The 17,286-nt window shown below is 46.8% G+C and carries 14 protein-coding genes and 1 tRNA gene; 10 read left to right on the forward strand and 5 right to left on the reverse strand.

The window, feature by feature from the left end; genetic code table 11:
• Positions 1-201: 201 nt before the first annotated feature.
• Entirely contained in the window at positions 202-645 is a 444-nt protein-coding gene (locus PTW35_RS19585; protein ID WP_281028602.1) for a GrdX family protein, read from the reverse strand.
• A gap of 344 nt (positions 646-989) precedes the next feature.
• Between PTW35_RS19585 and PTW35_RS19590 the strand changes: the two genes are divergently transcribed.
• From PTW35_RS19590 to PTW35_RS19605, 4 genes are all read left to right on the forward strand, one after another.
• Positions 990-1,081 (forward strand) — tRNA-Sec (locus PTW35_RS19590).
• 210 nt (positions 1,082-1,291) lie between these two features.
• Positions 1,292-2,656, forward strand: coding sequence for an L-seryl-tRNA(Sec) selenium transferase (selA, locus tag PTW35_RS19595; RefSeq protein ID WP_281028603.1), 1,365 nt, complete (start codon positions 1,292-1,294; stop codon positions 2,654-2,656).
• Positions 2,656-4,455: a selenocysteine-specific translation elongation factor gene (gene selB, locus PTW35_RS19600; protein WP_281028604.1), complete on the forward strand. Its 1,800-nt coding sequence runs from the start codon at positions 2,656-2,658 to the stop codon at positions 4,453-4,455. The genes selA and selB overlap by 1 nt, the downstream gene beginning before the upstream one ends.
• Positions 4,456-4,734: 279 nt before the next feature.
• Positions 4,735-5,025 (forward strand): carboxymuconolactone decarboxylase family protein, encoded by a 291-nt coding sequence (locus tag PTW35_RS19605; protein WP_281028605.1) that lies wholly within the window; start codon positions 4,735-4,737, stop codon positions 5,023-5,025.
• A 50-nt stretch (positions 5,026-5,075) separates the two neighbouring features.
• Here the strand turns inward: PTW35_RS19605 and PTW35_RS19610 are convergent, their stop codons facing one another.
• The gene (locus PTW35_RS19610) at positions 5,076-6,815 is read right to left on the reverse strand and encodes an SgrR family transcriptional regulator (protein ID WP_281028606.1); all 1,740 of its coding nucleotides are present in this window, start codon (positions 6,813-6,815) and stop codon (positions 5,076-5,078) included.
• A gap of 225 nt (positions 6,816-7,040) precedes the next feature.
• Here PTW35_RS19610 and ascB point away from each other — a divergent pair, with 225 nt between their 5' ends.
• Positions 7,041-8,429: a 6-phospho-beta-glucosidase gene (gene ascB / locus PTW35_RS19615; protein WP_281028607.1), complete on the forward strand. Its 1,389-nt coding sequence runs from the start codon at positions 7,041-7,043 to the stop codon at positions 8,427-8,429.
• A gap of 64 nt (positions 8,430-8,493) precedes the next feature.
• Here ascB and PTW35_RS19620 read toward each other — a convergent pair whose 3' ends face one another.
• The gene (locus PTW35_RS19620) at positions 8,494-9,846 is read right to left on the reverse strand and encodes an endonuclease/exonuclease/phosphatase family protein (RefSeq protein WP_281028608.1); all 1,353 of its coding nucleotides are present in this window, start codon (positions 9,844-9,846) and stop codon (positions 8,494-8,496) included.
• Between the two features lie 933 nt (positions 9,847-10,779).
• Here PTW35_RS19620 and PTW35_RS19625 point away from each other — a divergent pair.
• Complete coding sequence (locus PTW35_RS19625) at positions 10,780-12,495, forward strand: NAD-dependent malic enzyme (protein ID WP_281028609.1); 1,716 nt, start codon at positions 10,780-10,782, stop codon at positions 12,493-12,495.
• A gap of 327 nt (positions 12,496-12,822) precedes the next feature.
• On the opposite strand, the gene PTW35_RS19630 is transcribed toward PTW35_RS19625, so the two are convergent.
• Positions 12,823-13,158 (reverse strand): DUF3392 domain-containing protein, encoded by a 336-nt coding sequence (locus PTW35_RS19630; protein ID WP_044621413.1) that lies wholly within the window; start codon positions 13,156-13,158, stop codon positions 12,823-12,825.
• 101 nt (positions 13,159-13,259) lie between these two features.
• Here PTW35_RS19630 and PTW35_RS19635 point away from each other — a divergent pair, with 101 nt between their 5' ends.
• The 4 genes from PTW35_RS19635 to PTW35_RS19650 all read left to right on the forward strand — a co-directional run bounded on the left by PTW35_RS19635 (position 13,260) and on the right by PTW35_RS19650 (position 15,408).
• Positions 13,260-13,397 (forward strand): DUF2256 domain-containing protein, encoded by a 138-nt coding sequence (locus tag PTW35_RS19635; RefSeq protein ID WP_082008466.1) that lies wholly within the window; start codon positions 13,260-13,262, stop codon positions 13,395-13,397.
• Positions 13,398-13,436: 39 nt separating this feature from the next.
• Positions 13,437-13,850 carry an alternative ribosome rescue aminoacyl-tRNA hydrolase ArfB gene (gene arfB, locus PTW35_RS19640; RefSeq protein WP_281028610.1) on the forward strand — a complete coding sequence of 138 codons (414 nt, stop codon included), beginning with the start codon at positions 13,437-13,439 and terminating at the stop codon, positions 13,848-13,850.
• Positions 13,851-13,936: 86 nt separating this feature from the next.
• On the forward strand, positions 13,937-14,386 hold the full coding sequence (locus PTW35_RS19645; RefSeq protein WP_281028611.1) for a hypothetical protein: 450 nt from the start codon (positions 13,937-13,939) through the stop codon (positions 14,384-14,386).
• A gap of 128 nt (positions 14,387-14,514) precedes the next feature.
• Positions 14,515-15,408, forward strand: a complete 894-nt coding sequence (locus tag PTW35_RS19650) for an aspartoacylase (protein WP_281028612.1) — start codon at positions 14,515-14,517, stop codon at positions 15,406-15,408.
• A 414-nt stretch (positions 15,409-15,822) separates the two neighbouring features.
• Here the strand turns inward: PTW35_RS19650 and dcuC are convergent, their stop codons facing one another.
• Positions 15,823-17,286 (reverse strand): C4-dicarboxylate transporter DcuC, encoded by a 1,464-nt coding sequence (gene dcuC, locus PTW35_RS19655; protein ID WP_281028613.1) that lies wholly within the window; start codon positions 17,284-17,286, stop codon positions 15,823-15,825.

A 17,286-nucleotide genomic window follows, 5' to 3' on the forward strand; every position in this document is an offset into this window, starting at 1 on the left:
GAATGGCACTCCCTTTCAAAAAGCTTCAACGATGGAGTGAATGGGCTGACACCTCCCGAAGGGCAAGTTTTCTAAGCTCATATTCCGCGTTATTGGTTCTTGATTTAGAGCCACTAGATCTTCGAAACAATGCCTTGTCTATAAGCTTATAAATTCTCGCTGAACCTGCATCTTGAAGTAGCTTGGGTATATTCTGTGGGGTTAAACGACAGCGGCTTGGTATTCGGCAAATCGAACTCCCATTGCGCTGAGGCTGGATTTGATCAGTTGCAGATCGATAAACTGAAAATCGCGGTTCTGCTTTTCGGGAAATAACCGATGGATATCTGCAGCTGTCAAAGTCATGTGGTTTGGGTTTGGTTTGCACAGGACTTGGTAGCGTTCAATCGCTTGCTCAATGGTATTGAGTGAGGCCATATCCAGACCATCCTGTTGGTTGAGCAGAACAATACTCCGGTAAGGAGTTTCGTGTGGCTTCACACTGCCCGCGAGGGGATGGGAGACCAATCTTGCTCCTGTATGAATTTTGTCACGGGCTAATGTCAATACGTCCAGAATATGATCCCGGTGTGTAATGGTGACATGGGGGGATAGGGTCGCAAGGCTTAAGTTGTTGCTAATAATTTCTAGTCTGTCGTATCTCACGTTCTTGTCCATTATTGTTTTAATATCACGCTAGATTATAAATTCATTTGCCATGCACAAATTTGATCTTGTTGGTTGTTTTAATCAAAAAATGGACAATTAAATAAAGATAATCGCTCAGATAAGTAAATATAATTCGATGTTAATTGACTGTAATTAATCTGTATTTAAAACTGATAAAGCCCCTGAGTTGATAATGCTAGTGAAGCGAAATAATGTTAACTTGCGCACGCTTAAGTACATTGTGTTGCATAATGTTCATACTTTGTCTGCGAGCTCACAGAACCATCATTTTGCACTTTAACTTGATGATTATTATGGTTATATTGAATCCATCGAAACGCGGAAGTGGATGGGGTCTGGTGGCCCTCCCGGTCTTCAAAACCGACGTGAGCTGAATAGGCTTTGGCAGGTTCGATTCCTGCTCCTTCCGCCAAATCATTTCTACTATTTCAGAAATTATAAAACATCAGTTATTCGTGTGTTTTATTCAGGGGTGAAAAATGACAGCGGCATTTTAATACCACTGATTCTTTATTAAGTCTCCTTTTATTATTGTCCCTGACTTTTTCAAAGCCCTACTTAATTCTTAACGGCCTGAGTATTTACTCTGGCAGTTTTAATTTTTAACTTATGGGGCTTTATCATGGCAGTAAGCACCTTATCATCGATTCCACAAATTGAAAAAATCTTGCAGCAAGCTTTTTTGGCACCTTTTATAGAGCGCTTGAGTCGTCCTGTAGTCGCCGATGCTGTTCGAGAGCAGGTTGCCCGGTATAAAAAGCAGCATTTACAGGAGCCTGAAAAGTATCCGTTTTCCTTGGAGCAGTTGTATCACAATATTGAGCGAGCTTGCTGGTTGCTTAACCAGCAGCGTTTGCAGCGAGTCGTTAACGGTACCGGGGTTATTGTTCATACCAACTTGGGACGCTCGCCAATCAATGCTGATCTCTGGCAGCAGGTCACCGAAGTTAATACCCACTACAGCAATCTGGAAATTGATTTGAGCACGGGTAAGCGAGGTAAGCGCAAAGGGCTTCTCCAGCAACTGATGCAATATCTGGTCAAAGGCGAGAACACGCTTGTTGTGAACAATAATGCGTCATCGATCTATTTGCTATTACATGAATTGGCCAAGGGCAAAGAAGTGATTGTGTCTCGCGGTGAGCAGATCCAGATTGGCGGCGGGTTCAGGATCCCGGATATTCTTGCACTGTCGGGGGCCAAGCTGGTTGAAGTGGGTACCACTAACATCACAACCACCCAGGACTATCTCGATGCCATTACTGACGAGACTGCGATGGTACTGCTAGTGCATACTTCAAACTTCAAGATCCGGGGCTTTACCGAATCACCTGATGTCAGAGAGTTGGCAAGTGCGCTTCCGGATCACGTGATATTAGCGGTTGATCAGGGTTCTGGTACTACGACGGAGCAGATGCCGGACGAGCCAACGGTTTCCAGCTACATTGATGCCGGGGCGGACTTGGTGTGTTATTCAGGGGATAAAATCCTTGGTGGACCTCAGGCGGGTATGATTTCGGGCAAAGATGCGCTTATTCGACAGCTTGAGAAGAACCCGATGATGCGTGCTTTTCGTCCCAGCAGGATTGTTTATTCGCTGTTGGAAGAGTTGGTGGTGCGAAAGCTGAACCAGCAGGCAGAAGGAAAAGGGGTTGCCGAAACCAAAAGCCATGCTGATCTCAGATTGCTGGAACAAAGAGCTCAAGAATTGGTCGCTGGTTTTGGTGATCTTATTTCGGTGGTGCAATCGGAAATGACGGTCGGTGGAGGATCGCTGCCTGATCAGTCTGAACCCTCCTGGTCGGTGCAGATCAACCCTAGCCAGCCAGCTTTCCAGCGATCTCCTGATAAATTGCTGGCCCTTATGAGGCAGTGGCCACTGCCGGTGATCGGGGTGATAAAGCATGACAAGGTCCAGCTTAATATGGCGACAGTTGAGGCTTCTGAGATCCCGTATTTACGTAACCAGCTGGCGGAGGTGTTGTAATGAGTTATGTTGTCGGAACCGCAGGGCACGTCGATCATGGTAAATCAGCCCTGATAAAAGCACTAACAGGGATAGATACTGCACATTTGCCGCAGGAAAAGAAGCGAGGTATGACCATTGATCTGGGTTTTGCCTATTTTAAACACCAAAATGGCGAGCCAGTTGGGGTGATTGATGTTCCGGGCCACGAGCGCTTTATTCGCAATATGGTTGCCGGGGTGTGGAGCCTCGATATGGTGCTGTTTGTGGTGGCGGCTGATGAAGGGTGGATGCAAATGTCCACCGATCACCTCAAAGTCATCGCGTCGATGGGGGTTGAAAATGTCACCTTGGTGATCACCAAAGCCGATTTGGTGGAAGAGGAGATGTTGGGTCTGGTGGAAGAAGAATCCCTGGAGCAGTTTCTCGATATTGCCGGCTTTATTCCGGACTCGGTCACGGTGTCAGCCCTCCAAGGAGAAGGCATTGAGGGGCTGCGTCAGCACATCTGTCAGAAGCTGGATAAAACGGTAGATGGCGAACGGCAAGACCATGCACGCCACGGCCACTTATACATCGATCGCGTGTTTACCGTTAACGGTGTCGGGACGACAGTCACCGGCAGTCTGTGTGGTGGTGAGTTTGCGGTTGGTCAAAAGCTCTATATGCAGCCCGGCGGTCGTGAGGTGCAGGTTAAGAGCCTGCAGTCATACCACCAGAATATTCAGTTGGCAAAGCCGGTTTCCCGAGTGGCGATTGGTCTCAAGGGGATCAAGAAAAAAGAGGTTGAGCGGGGTTTCTGCTTGACCAGCCATAAGGAGGCTTCATTTGTTACCGATGAAGTGATTGTCCGTCTCAACAGCCAGCTCTTCGAAAACAAATGTCGAAACAACAGCGAAGTGGAAGTGGCGTTTGGGACGTTTAATACATTAGCTAAGATATTTGTTTTCAAGGGGACCAACCTTGCCCGGCTTCGGCTGAAACAGCCTGCAAGCTGCTTCTGGAATCAAAGAGCGTTGCTGATCCAGCATGGTGGCAGTCGTATTCTCAACTGTGGTGCCATCGTCTGGTCGGGGGCTGTTGCGAAGGCGGATCGTAATAAACTCTATGATCTTCTGATGGCGATGCCACAGCATCCTGCATGGGAAGACTACGTCACTATCAATATGTCGCTCTATGGTTTTGCCAAACGCGGAGAGCAAGCTCTCGATGAGTCCGGCTACAAAATTTGTGGTGACTGGCTGTATACCGAAGAGTGCTTCAATCAAACCTATCAGCAGGTCGAAGCAATTCTCAAGCAGGGACAAATTGATCTGTCGTCTATTGAACTGAGTGGAAAGCTGCAAATGGCAGTGGCCCCATTGTCGGCTGTACTTGATGAGTTGGTTCAAGAAGGCAAGATACGACAATGCAATGAGCTTTACTCACTAGGTAGTGGACAGAATGAAGCTCAGTTGTCGCCGACAGCCAAGAAGATCCTTGAGCATATGGAGCAAGCCGGTAAGCAAGGTTACGAGGCGGATAAAGAGAGAATTCCAGGCGCACAGAAGGAGCTGAGAAACTTAGTCAGGCTTGGTTTTGCGGTGCCGATGGAAGGGAAAATATACTACCTCGCATCAATCTATGAGGGGTTGGTACAAGACCTACTCCGTCATCGGCAGGAAGGGGAGCGGTTCGCCATCTCTGAAGCAAGGGAGCGAACAGGACTATCCCGCAAGTATATGATCCCTTTGCTAAATCGCATGGAGGCCGATGGTTGGATCAAGCGGGTTGATAACGACAGACAAGTGTTGAAAGCGCTGGAGACCGAGTGCGTCTAACCCTTACTGTCCTTTTTAGTTGCTAGGAAATGAAAAGCCTATGTCTTAAGTGATATAGGCTTTTTGTTTTGATCTGATTAGCTGTTTTATCGGGGGAGGCTGACGATGTTGCTTACTATTTTCCTATCCATTGGCACTACGGTGATGGCAAAGGTTAACCACTTGATATTAATATAAATGCTAACAACCCTTTCCATGATATTGATCCTAAATTTCGTTTGGTTGCCATGCTAGCGTGTATTTGATTATCGGCGCGACTTAATCATCAAGGAGAGATTTATGTTAGGAAAACACCAAGAAGCGTACGGGGCATTTTATCGCTCGACCCATGATAACGAGCATTTGGACACCAAAACAGAGCTATTGGTTGGCCTTGCGGCTGCAATGGCGATGAATTGCTTACCTTGTACCAACTATTACCTGAAACAGGCCAAGCAAGCGGGGATCACCCAGGGGGAAGTGTCCGATGTGACAGCCAAGGTGATGGCTGTGTCGGCAGGGCAGAAAAAGCTACAGATGCAAGAGGTGCTCGAACGTTACGATATCGACTTGAATACTTTTGCTAAATAACCTTGTGCATTAACCAGAGAGGCGAGATTAGTGCTCGCCCTCTTAGTCTGCTAGTCATCAGTCCAGACATTCTTGAAGTCTGGCCACGACCAGTCGGTCATCGAAACGCCTTGCAGGACTCCCCGCCACCTTAGGGTTTGGCGGTGGTGAAATAAGGGAGAGAGCCAATTTTCATATTGCATGGTGGTCGCAAGGGATTCCAGCTTGTTTAGGTACTCACCTACCTCACAGTGCTCACGGATCTTGACTAACTCTTGAACCAGCCAGCTTCTGGCTTCTTCTGATAGACCTTGGTGTAGGATGGCATTGGAGCAAAACCAACGAAACACGGAAATAGGTAAGTTGTCGTCGACATTGAGGCTGGCGATGATGAGCGTTTCTTCTAAGTCATTTCTTTCAGCCTGTTCATTGAGTTCAGAGAATGAATAGACATTGACTTGGCTTTCAATACCTATCTGATTCAACTTGCTGCTAAGCGCTTGGGCACAGTCGAGAATCACGAGGTGATCATAGATGGCGATATCAAGCCGGTTTGGTAATTCTGCCTCATCTAGGCTCTGCGGCTTAACCTTGGCCCAGTTAGGCAATAGGCTATAGGCCGGCTCGGCGGCTAAGAGCAGTTCGGATAACCCTTCTTGCGCTAGGACCAGTTCCGCAGAAAGTAGCGTACTTAGATACTTTCTCTGGGCGTAATTGAGAGAAGTCTTTGTTTTGTTCATATTGAACAATAGGTACAAACAACCATTCTCGATGCGAGATTGTGTTCTGCCGGTCCCTGGCTCGTCACTTTGAAATAATTGTTCTGGGGGCTGCTGTTCTTCACGAGCGTCGGAGCGGCCAAATTGGATCCGTTCGCTGGGGGTATGGTCGAATTGCCAGATGGTGACGGTGTCGGTGAGCGAGCGCAGCGAGAAGTAATGGTCAAATGCCTGAAGCCGAAGTCGCTTATCAGATTGCTCAATAACTTGAAACGGCCCGCAGCCATCGACAGTGATCCCAGGCTTCGAGACCAGCTGTGCCGGTGGCTGAATTGAATAGCGCAGATCGGAAAGCAATGCGGCAAATCCCAGATCCGGAGAGCTGAGTTCGAAGGTAACGCACTGATGCGAGGCCGAGACATGAACAAGGTGTGATAGCTCTTGCTGGTATTCAGGCAAACTCCTTAGTTGCGTAAACAATTCACCAATCAGCTCTGCATCAATAGCCACCCGGGAATGAAACCGTAACTGTGGCCGGATGTAGAAGCGCCACACTGTCGCGCTATCGTTGTGCTGCCAATGATGGGCAAGCTGAGGGCCAACGTGGCCGGATTGATCACAAGTTGTCAGACACGCATATACTTGCCTGACCAAAAAGCGCTCACTGTTCCGCAGTGGTTTATGCGGTAAGAGTTGGTTGAAAATACGTTGGTAGGTCAGTTGGATGTGAAGCTGGCCCTCTCGCAGGCTAGCTCCGGAGGTTTGCTGCAGCAAGGTACTGAATTGGTCTTGATCCCCCCCAAGCAGTTTCAATGCATTTTCATATTGCCCGCTCCCAATGAGATGCCGGGCCAAGAGATGCTTGAGTTCAACCAGAGAATAATGAAGGTGCAGAATAGAGCGCTGGTTGCGACCTACTTTGGGGGTCCAGCTTAACCATCCCCGATCTTGCAAGGCTTGTAACAACGTCCTGCCATGCCGAGCTGTCGTGCACAGTATGCCCGCCACCTCCGATAGGGAAACCATCACATCTTGTTTTGTACCCAGAGGCATTAAGCGTGAGTAGTACTGAAAAGCTCTTTCATCTTTCATTGGACAGCAAATATGTTGCAAATAAGGAACGCGACAAGTTTAAAACTTCCTTATTTTAAGCTCATGCGGCAAAAAGCGCTAATTTGTATTGGGTTGTCGTCAATAAGGGGAAGTAAAGTTATAAAATTGGACTCTTTTTCTTTTCCTTATTTTTATCGATACTAGCTCTATATTCAGTTTGACTTGCTTGGCCTTGGGCCGCTTAAAGACTCATTAGGGGTAGCTATGACTCAGTTTCCGGACGATTTTTTATGGGGTGGTGCTATTGCCGCTAACCAGGTTGAAGGCGCTTATGATCTCGATGGCAAAGGGCTATCGACCTCGGACATGCTACCTTCTGGGATTTTGAGTCCTCACCAAACCCGGGAGGAGCGTTCGGCTGGCATCAAGGACGTGGCGATCGATTTTTATCACCGTTATCCAGAAGATATTTCCCTGTTCAAGGAGATGGGTTTCAACTGCCTGCGCTTGTCTATCGCCTGGAGCCGTATTTTTCCTAATGGTGATGAGCAACAGCCAAATGAAGCGGGTCTGGCATACTACGACCGCATTTTTGACGAGCTTGCCAAGCACGATATTACACCTTTCGTGACGCTTTCCCATTATGAAATGCCTTACGCACTGGTAGAGAATTACGGTGGTTGGGCAGACCGCAAGCTGATTGAGTTCTTTGAACGCTACGTTCGCACGGTTTTTCAGCGCTATAAAGACAAAGTGAAACTGTGGCTGACTTTCAATGAAATCAATATGTCATTGCATGCGCCGTTTACTGGGGTGGGGTTGCAAGAAGATGCTAGTGAGCAGGCTATTTATCAGGCCATCCATCATCAACTCGTTGCCAATGCCAAAGCTGTGAAATTGTGTCAGCAAATTATTCCTGATGGCAAAATTGGCAATATGTTGCTTGGAGCGATCAACTACCCGTATACCTGTAACCCGGATGATGTGATTGCCGCCATGCACGAGAACAACAAGTGGTTGTTTTTCGGCGATGTACAAACCCGAGGTAAATATCCTGGTTATATGCTGCGCTACTTCCGTGAAAATAACATTGAAATAGCGATGGAGGAGGGCGACCTTGAAACAATTTCTCAGGCTTCTGTCGATTTCATTTCATTTAGCTATTACGCCAGTGGCTGCGCCAGTGCCGATCCGAAACAGAAGGAGGTCGGTAACATTGTCGACAGTGTGCCGAACCCGTACCTAGAGAAAAGTCAATGGGGATGGCTTATCGATCCTAAAGGGCTGCGAATTCTGCTGAACTTCCTATACGACCGCTACCAGAAGCCATTATTTATCGTTGAAAACGGCTTGGGGGCTCGTGATGAAATCGATGAAAATGGTGAAATCCAAGACGATTACCGGATCCAGTACCTCAACGATCATTTGGTGCAGGCGAGGGAGGCCTTGTTAGATGGTGTCGAGTTGATGGGGTTCACTAGCTGGGGGCCTATTGATTTGGTGGCGAACTCAACGGCTGAAATGAGCAAGCGGTACGGCTTTATCTACGTTGACCGCCACGATGACGGCTCCGGCACCCTTGAGCGCAAGCGCAAGAAGAGCTTTAGCTGGTATCAGGAGGTGATTGCAACGCAGGGACGCTCGCTGAAATAAGGTGTTATGTGTTGGCTTTTGCATCTACAAAGCCTCACCATTGGGCGAGGCTTTGTTTGAAGGGTTACTTGGTGAGATCCAAGTCAACCCATACCATGCGGTGGTCAGATGAAACCCCTTTGCTGTTGCCTAGCTCTTCGTCATACACGAGGTAGTAACCGTCTTCGTTACCGGCAGGCCAGAATACGCCAGAGCCTTTGACATCCAATGTTGCCGATGGGATCACGTAGTCTAGGCGAAGACCACTGGTGCTTGTGATATTTTCAACATGCGGGGTATCAGGGTTGCGAGTACAGATACCTTCGTTAAGGCAGAATTCACCACCGTTACTGGTTGGCGCATAGCTACCTAGGGTGCCTTCAACATTGACCATTGAGTGGCTAATCAGGTTCGCAATAGTTTCACGATCACCATCTCCCATTTGATGATCGGCATTCAAATCGCCAGCAACAACGAAGTGACTACCTGCTGGCAGGCCGCCGTAAACGCCTTTGTCATCATACATGTAGTTTTTGGAATCGATGTAATCGTTCCAGAATTGCAGTTCGGCACGGTTACGTTCGGTGTTGTGTTTGGCCGGGTTGTCAAAAATCGGTGGCGCAGGGTGAGAGACCAAGAAGTGCACCACTTCTTTTTCGCCATTTGGTTGAGGAATAATCACTGGGATATCCGCATGGTTTTTTGAAGAAAGTGGGAATTGTGCCCAGGCTTCATCGCTGTACCAAGCATCACCGCATTTTTTATCCGCTGGCAGTTCAACATCACAATTTACGATTTCGATGTTTTTCTCACCAGGCATGTCTTTCCACTTGAAGTGCTGGAAAGTACGTACGTTTTCTTTGTCGATTTCAAACTGGGAGAAAACAGCAAAGGCATATTGACCATGGTAGAACCCAAAACCCCATGCGTCATCACCGGTACCTGAAGCGGTACCGTCAAGGTTCAGATCATAGTCGCTTGGTAGGCCTGTGTTGGTGGCGATGTTTTGCTTGTAGGCAAAGGCAATAGGTTGTTGATCATTTTGAGAGTGGGCCAGGTAGTTGTCATGAAAACCATTTAGGGCTTTCATATCTTCGCCATTGCCGTCGTTGTTGAACTCGGCAAGGACGAAGGCATTCGGGCGTACTCGTTGGATAATCTCAGCAACATTTCGAATTTGAATCACTTTTTCGGCAGTTGCAATTTCTTGGTCAGTTAATGAACGATCTTCATTCTTGTAGCGCTCAATCAATACAGATTGCTCGTCTTGAGTCAGTGACATCTCTGCGACAAGATCTTCGTATGTAGCACGATCAAAAGATAGGTTAAAAGTGGCAAATCGCGCTTCAGTGTACGTATTAACCGAATCGCTGCTGTTACAGCCAGAAAGGGCAGCAAGGGCAATAGATGCTGCAATGAAAGTTTTCTTCATAGTCATTGTATTTGTTGTCGTTCAGAGCTAAATGAGTGATAGAGGCTAAAGAAAGTTTGTGCTCGTATCTGTTGATTCTCAAATAATTGTGAGCCATTTCAAATTATTTTTATGAGTTTGATTGAAATACAACCGGGTTGATAAAAAGTAACCGATTGCTTGTGTGTCTTTTGAGCGTAAAAACGTTTGCTTGTCGGAACTTGCAGAGCGTGAATTGAGTTCCAATAGGTAGTGTTTTCTAATTTTTTGTCACTAAATAGTACTCTGGTGCTTGGGTATCTATACGCACTTTCTTTTAGAAGGCTTGTGCTAGCGTTGATATATCACAGAGACTTTTGTGAAATTGGCCGACAAATTTAAAATGAGATATTCATTCCAACGACTAAATGTTTACATGAAGCAGACTTAAAATTTACTTTCCCCTGAAATAAAGAATCAGGTGTATGACATATTGATTATCTAATTATTCACAATAAATTCTTTGGCTAGTTGTATGTGTGATTATTGTTCTGGGCGCTTGGTTCAAGTGCGTCGTAACTGGATTCAACGATTGAAGTTTAAATCCATATGGAAATGTGTTGATTGTGGCAAGGAGAAAAGGTTATGAAAGACAAGAAGTTGGTTCGACAAATCGTAAAGTCTAAATCTATGAGTTTACTTGAAAAAACCAGAAGCAAGCATATGGCAAAAAGCCAATAAAGTGATTAAAACCCACGTTATTGTGTTTTTTAGGCAGAAATAGTCAACGACAGGACGGTTCTATAGTTTGTATCTTTAACATTATTTCTGTGCTTTAAAAGCAACTTGTCGGTATTTTTCATTTTTGACAAACCTTCAACTGTCACATTTTTAATTGTTTATAAGTATTACAATTTATTGGCTTTCTCTTCAGCAGAAAGCCTATGAATAACAATGATAATAATGTGAACGGAGGAATATATGACGATAGGGAGATACCTACGTTGGAAGGATGAAAATGGCGATGACTTCAGGCCTGTCTCATTGACAGGTACTGAATTGCTCAATGACCGGACTTTGAATAAAAGTACCGCTTTTTCTTACGAAGAAAGGGAAGCTTTTCAGTTGGAAGGCTTGTTGCCACCGCGTGTTCAGACTTTCGAAGACCAATTAAATCGGGTCTATGATGGCTTTCGCAATGCCTCTACCGATATTGAAAAATACCTGTTCTTGCGTGCTCTGCAAGATAGGAACGAAACATTGTTCTATGCGCTGCTCTCCAGGCATATAGAAGAAATGACTCCGATTATCTATACCCCAACTGTTGGTAAGGCCTGCCAAGAATTCAGTCATCGTTACCAAAAAGCCCGCGGCCTTTATATCACCGAAGACAATGTCGAGAACATGGACGAGTTGGCTCGCCACTTTACCGGCAAAGATATAAAAATTATCGTGGTGACAGACAGCCAAGGTATTTTGGGGCTCGGGGACCAAGGGGTTGGAGGTATGGGTATTCCCATTGGGAAGCTGTCTTTATATACCTTGGGTGCCGGTATTCATCCTGCCCACTGCTTGCCGATTGCACTTGATATTGGCACAGACAATCAGGATTTATTGGATGACCCTATGTATCTAGGGGTGCCACGCCGACGCTTGAGAGGCGAAGCCTATAAAGCGTTTATTGAAAAGTTTGTGCATCAGGTAAAGCGCAATTTCCCCAAGGCAGTTCTTCAATGGGAAGACTTCAGCAAATCTAACGCCTTCGATAATCTCTCTGATTATGAAGAGTTCCTGCCATCTTTCAATGATGATATTCAGGGCACAGGTTCCGTGGTGCTCGCCGGTATTCTCGGTGCGGTAAAGATCAAAGGCGAATCACTGGCGGATCAAAGCTATGTCGTTTACGGAGCCGGGGCTGGTGGCGTAGGCGTTGCCGATCAGATCTTTGCAGGTCTGCTTAAAGAAGGCTGCTCTCATGCTGTTGCTCGAGACAAGATCTTTATTTTGGACTCTCAAGGTTTAGTGTTTGATGACCGTGAGGGGTTGGATGAGTACAAGAAACGCTATGCTAAACCGAAAACCCTCGCAGAAGGTTGGCGTGTTGCTGAGGCAGGTAAGGTTTCGCTGACGGAGTTAATCAATAACTATCCTGTTACGGTACTGCTGGGGACAAGTGGGATTGGTGGCGCATTTAAAGAAGAGCATATTCAGAAAATGATGGAATATAGCCAGCGCCCGATGATCTTCCCTCTGTCGAATCCTACAGCGAATTGCGAAGCGCTTCCGGAAGATATCTATCGCTGGAGTGACGGACAGGCGATTGTTGCAACAGGCAGCCCTTTTGGTGACGTTAACTACAACGGCGAGGACTACCGCATAGGGCAGGGTAACAACGTCTTTATTTTCCCTGGCGTCGGCTTGGCAGCGATTGTGTCCCACACGCAAAAGGTGACTCTGGATATGTTTACCACCGCATCCTATGCACTGGCGGAAATGGTCGAGGATGACGACTTGGAGTCTGGCTGTGTTTACCCTCGTATCAGTAACCTGAAAAAGGTATCGCTGCACGTAGCTACCCGGATTCTCAAGGACATGCAGGCCAAAGATCCTAACTGTGATTTAGCGGGTAAAGATATCGCTCACGAGTTGGCTGAACATATTTGGGAGCCGATTTACTTGCCTTACCGGCGGGTGTAGGTATCGGCAAAGATGATAACCCGGCATAAAGCCGGGTTTTTTTACATTTCATGCCAATGATTTAGCATTTCGGGCCACTTTTCTAGAAGCTGATCTGGGTCTTAACGGCTGGTGAATTATCAGGGTTAAAATGTTGTTAAAGCTTAATTTTCCTTTCTATATCAAGCCAGTGTAAGTTCGGGAGGTTCGTTATGCATATGTCGTGCTTTCTTGCAAAATTAAAACAGCTTGCCGTTATCTCTTTGATGGCAGTGTCTGGCGTTGGTCTGTGGTTGTTGATGATGTACCACATTTTCAGAATGGCAGCGTAACGCTAGGACGACGATGTTAAACCTGTTGGCGGTGGCGTTGGGCCCAGATGCCAATAACAACGAATAGCGTTGTGACAACGATAATGAGCCAGTGGTTAGCCAACTGGCTTAACTGCGTTGCCAAGATCGGGGCCGTCGTGACGATAAACAAACCGTAACCAAAGGCATTGATCAAAATAAAAATCATTGTTCTGACAATAAAGTTGGTGCCAATAAGTTGCTTTCGCATAAATCGGTTGATGTCAGCGGCGAACATGACAAGCAGGCAGGTAATGGCTGCCGTTGATATATCATCGGTCCAAGGTCTAATCCAATTACCGATATCAGTAATCAATGAAGTAATAAATTCCATAGGGTAATCCCACAATCCGCACGACATGTTTCTATCGTTGAGCGGTTATCGCTAGTTGAACGTATATAGGCTAAAGACGACCGTATTTCGGTGAGGATTAAATGAAAAAAAGCCATCTGCCACAGAAAAAGTGCTCGGCATGTGGACGCCCGTTCACATGGCGAAAAAAATGGCGCTTATGCTGGGAGCAGGTCCGTTATTGCTCTGAACGTTGCCGTCGACACAAAGCCATCAACTAAAGGTATACTGTTCACTGAATCCTTTTATGTATTACCGTTATGATAGAGATTTCCAATTCAGTTCAATTGGGTGACTGGGAAGTTGAGCTGACAGCGATTCGCGCCCAGGGAGCCGGAGGGCAAAACGTCAATAAAGTCTCGTCGGCTATTCATCTCCGCTTTGATATTTCACGTTCGTCTTTACCGCCTTTTTACAAAGAAAGGCTGCTGGCTTTATCTGATAGTCGGATATCGAAGGAGGGCATTATTATTATCAAGGCTCAGCAATACCGCACCCAGGAGCAAAACCGTGAGGATGCACTGGCAAGGTTGGTGGCTTTGATCAAGTCGGCGGTGGTACAGCAAAAGAAGCGTCGGGAGACCAAGCCGACGCGTTCCTCGCAGAAAAAGCGAATGGATAAGAAAACGCAGCGAGGCCAGACGAAAGTATTGCGCGGCAAGGTGAAGTTTTGACTTGTATTGCAAAATCAATGTCTAACACTAATGTTGTACTTTAATTAGCGTTACATTTAAAGCCTCATTGTTCTATGGAGATAGGGATGTCTGATCAGAAGACCCAAAAATTGTTGCAGCTTTTTTACCGCGAAACGGAGCGGGTAAGGTTATTGGACTTGGATAAATTACCGACTCCGGATAGCAAGGAGCAAGATGCGCTTCAGGTATGGCTGGCAGGCAAGCGGGATTTTTCTCTTGAGGAGCTCACCCAGCAGCACTGGGTCAAAACGTGTTCGGCGGGTTATATCACCGAGCTGGTGCTTTATCCAAATGGTAGCTTGGAAGAATTTACTTTGTTTCGAAGGCAGAAAACGGCAGGGGAGTGGCAGCTCATCAATGGCATGCTAGTGTTGACCATCTATAAGGATGATAATCGCTATACCAGTACCGTTATTGCCAACCAAGGCAGCAGTATCCATTCGGCCATCGAGTATAAAAATGATCAATTACATGCCTATTTGAAGCTGGTACAAACCCGACCTCAAGTTGGGTAGGGGCGTCAATAGCTGGCTCGACCAGCAATCTTAAGGCAAATAAATATGCAATTGTTCTGGAAAAGTATTGGTTAAGCTGGTATCTGTGAATGAGATGTTTTTACTGATTAAGGCGAGTTGAAGCTGAAATGACAGGGACGAATAGATTGAACAAAGTCGCGATTGTTGGTGGCACCCACGGTAATGAATTTAGCGGCATTTATTTGCTACGAAAGTGGCGTGAAACGCCGCAGCTCATTGAGCGTAGTAGTTTCACGGTCGAAACTGTTTTTGCTAACCCTAAGGCGTTCGAGGAAAACAAACGTTACCTTGACTGTGACATGAATCGCCAGTTTGGTGCTGATGATCTCAATAACCCCGATTTGGCTAATTATGAACAAAGCCGAGCAAAAGCGATTAACGCCCAGCTAGGGCCGAAAGGGGATGCAACAACGGATTTTATTATCGATTTGCATAACACGACCAGCAATATGGGCCCTTCGCTGATCTTGCTCCAGAGTGATGCGTTTAACCGACAGCTCGGGGCTTATGTGAAGGCGAAAATGCCGAATGCGGTTGTGGTGCTTGAAGATCATGTTGCGGTTCATGAACACTGCTTCTTGAGTTCCATTTCGCAGCAGGGAGTGATCGTTGAAATAGGCCCTCAGCCGCAGTCTGTGATCCGCCAGGATGTGCTGGATTGGATGGAAGAGATGACCGGCCATATTCTGGACTTTGTTGATCTTCACAACCGTAACGCGGTCCCTGAGCTGCCTGCTAGCTATGAGGCCTATAAATACCATGAAACGTTGAAGCTGCCTGAAAATGAACAGGGTGAGCGTATTGGTATGGTTCATCGAAATGTTCAAGATGCCGATTTCAAAGTGCTTCGTCATGGCGATCCGATCTTTACCCTGTTTGACGGCCAGGAGGTATGCTGGGAGGGGGATTACGAGGCGTATCCGCACTTTATCAACGAAGCGGCCTACTATGATAATAATTTGGCGATGTCGTTAGCCAAGAAAGTGACGGTTGACGTATAAATGACTTGATTTGCTGAATGAAAAACCGCCATTGGCGGTTTTTTTTTACCTAAAACACAATGTTGAAACTTGCATTTCAAATTTTTGTCGCGATAGTCAAAAAAATGACTTGATGAATGGAATTGGTATGGCGTACTATTTGTGCGTCCAAGGAAGGCTCAAGACTTAGAATGTAGCTTTTAAAATCACAGATAGTTAGGTGTTAAAGTGTGTCAGCACTGTAATGTTCAAATGGTCAAAATGCGCCGTAACTGGTGGCAAAAAATCAAATACAAGTCATTATGGAAATGCCCGCAATGTGGCTGCTCTATGTCAATATCTTAAGGTTTGATCATTTGCTTATATAAAAGCCGTAGCTGAAAAGCTACGGCTTTGTCGTTGTATTATGTTGATTTTGAATTGCTTACTGACGGCTTAGGCTTGAGCTTTTACTTTCTTGCCAGCACGTGTTTTGGTAATCATCATCCCTACACCAGCTAGCACAATGGCGCCAGCTAGGAACGGTAAGAGCTCCATAATTTGGCCACTGCGGGTAAAGGTGATCACCAGCATGATCAGCCATCCGCTAAGCATAGGGATCAGGGTACGGCGAACGATATCAAATGGTGACAGCCCAGAGATACCGGCAACGGCAATGATCACACCTGCGATAGGGGAAATCGTGCGGCCAAAGCCTGCTGACAACTGGATTGGCAGGATCATATCCGCGACATTGGTACCGATCTTCTCCGCAATTTGCGGCACCATAGGGGCGAAGGAGAAGAAGGCGGCGTTACCCGAGCCCATCAGTGCTGAAATGGTGAAGGTAAGAATTGCCATGAACAGTACAATCACACTGGCGGCAAACCCCGCACCGCTCGCCAGGTTGAGCAGGGCATCGACGGCGCCGATAGATTTGAGGCCCATGGCAAAGGTTTGGCCGGCAATGATCAGTGTAACGACAGTGGCAAATACTTTCCCCATGTCATTGAAAACCCCCTGTAGCTTCTCGAAGACAGCACGAGCTTGGCGATGGCGGAGGTATTCGCAGCTCAAGCTGATGAAGATACTCAGCATGATAGCAGTGGCCATGCCGACGTTAATTGTGCCAACGCCCATTTTACTGAAGGTCAGCATGAAGAACAGCGGAAGCATCGGCAGCAAGATGTAAAAAATAGGCGCACTGGAGTTTTCATCCGTCGTCTGTGCGTCGATTGGCGAGTTGTTCGCTTCGGCGCCCAGTTTGTGATCAAAGTAGCGCTGGGTGAGGGCATGGATAGCGGCGACAACAATAATCAGGATACTGATCACCGGCAATTGGTCGTTGATGAAGTATTCGGTGATATCTAAACCGGCAGTTTGTGCCGCCATGATCGAGTTGCCGGAACCTGGCCCGAATTCAATGGCACAGGTACTGGCCAGGACTGCGGCAACGGCCGCTTTACTGCAACCTAGCCGTATCAGTACAGGGTAGAGGGTTGCCATGAGCAGTAGGCCAAGACCCGTTGCACTGGAAATGAATAGCGCGAGGCACTGGCCGAGAATAAACGCCATCGCAAGCATCAGATAAGGTGAATTCAGTTTCATCAACGGCTTGGATGTTACCCGAACCATCACCTGGCTGGCCCCAATGGCTGACATCAGCATGGCAAAACCGCCAATTAGCATGATCTTCAGCCCCAGGCCCCCGGCACGGTTGCTGAAGGTGTTGCTGATGTATTCGAAAATATCAAACCCTATCCAGCCGGTGGACTTATCGACAAAACTGGCGTTGTTGGTAAATATCGCCACGATCATCATGGCGATACCTGTGGTAAACAGCACCCCTTGTGGGTTGTAGTTCTTTAGGATAAACCGGCCGGCAATCACGAGCCCTATCAGGGCAATTAACAAACTCAT

Origin of the sequence: Photobacterium sp. DA100, assembly GCF_029223585.1 — a bacterium.
Lineage (GTDB): Bacteria > Pseudomonadota > Gammaproteobacteria > Enterobacterales > Vibrionaceae > Photobacterium.

What these genes read in the sequence shown, in the direction of transcription:
- PTW35_RS19630 (WP_044621413.1), bottom strand. Translation starts at nt 13,158, where the DNA reads ATGGAATTTATTACTTCATTGATTACTGATATCGGTAATTGGATTAGA.
- selA (WP_281028603.1), top strand. Translation starts at nt 1,292, where the DNA reads ATGGCAGTAAGCACCTTATCATCGATTCCACAAATTGAAAAAATCTTG.
- arfB (WP_281028610.1), top strand. Translation starts at nt 13,437, where the DNA reads ATGATAGAGATTTCCAATTCAGTTCAATTGGGTGACTGGGAAGTTGAG.
- PTW35_RS19650 (WP_281028612.1), top strand. Translation starts at nt 14,515, where the DNA reads ATGACAGGGACGAATAGATTGAACAAAGTCGCGATTGTTGGTGGCACC.
- PTW35_RS19645 (WP_281028611.1), top strand. Translation starts at nt 13,937, where the DNA reads ATGTCTGATCAGAAGACCCAAAAATTGTTGCAGCTTTTTTACCGCGAA.
- PTW35_RS19635 (WP_082008466.1), top strand. Translation starts at nt 13,260, where the DNA reads ATGAAAAAAAGCCATCTGCCACAGAAAAAGTGCTCGGCATGTGGACGC.
- PTW35_RS19610 (WP_281028606.1), bottom strand. Translation starts at nt 6,815, where the DNA reads ATGAAAGATGAAAGAGCTTTTCAGTACTACTCACGCTTAATGCCTCTG.
- PTW35_RS19620 (WP_281028608.1), bottom strand. Translation starts at nt 9,846, where the DNA reads ATGACTATGAAGAAAACTTTCATTGCAGCATCTATTGCCCTTGCTGCC.
- dcuC (WP_281028613.1), bottom strand. Translation starts at nt 17,286, where the DNA reads ATGAGTTTGTTAATTGCCCTGATAGGGCTCGTGATTGCCGGCCGGTTT.
- PTW35_RS19625 (WP_281028609.1), top strand. Translation starts at nt 10,780, where the DNA reads ATGACGATAGGGAGATACCTACGTTGGAAGGATGAAAATGGCGATGAC.
- PTW35_RS19605 (WP_281028605.1), top strand. Translation starts at nt 4,735, where the DNA reads ATGTTAGGAAAACACCAAGAAGCGTACGGGGCATTTTATCGCTCGACC.
- selB (WP_281028604.1), top strand. Translation starts at nt 2,656, where the DNA reads ATGAGTTATGTTGTCGGAACCGCAGGGCACGTCGATCATGGTAAATCA.
- ascB (WP_281028607.1), top strand. Translation starts at nt 7,041, where the DNA reads ATGACTCAGTTTCCGGACGATTTTTTATGGGGTGGTGCTATTGCCGCT.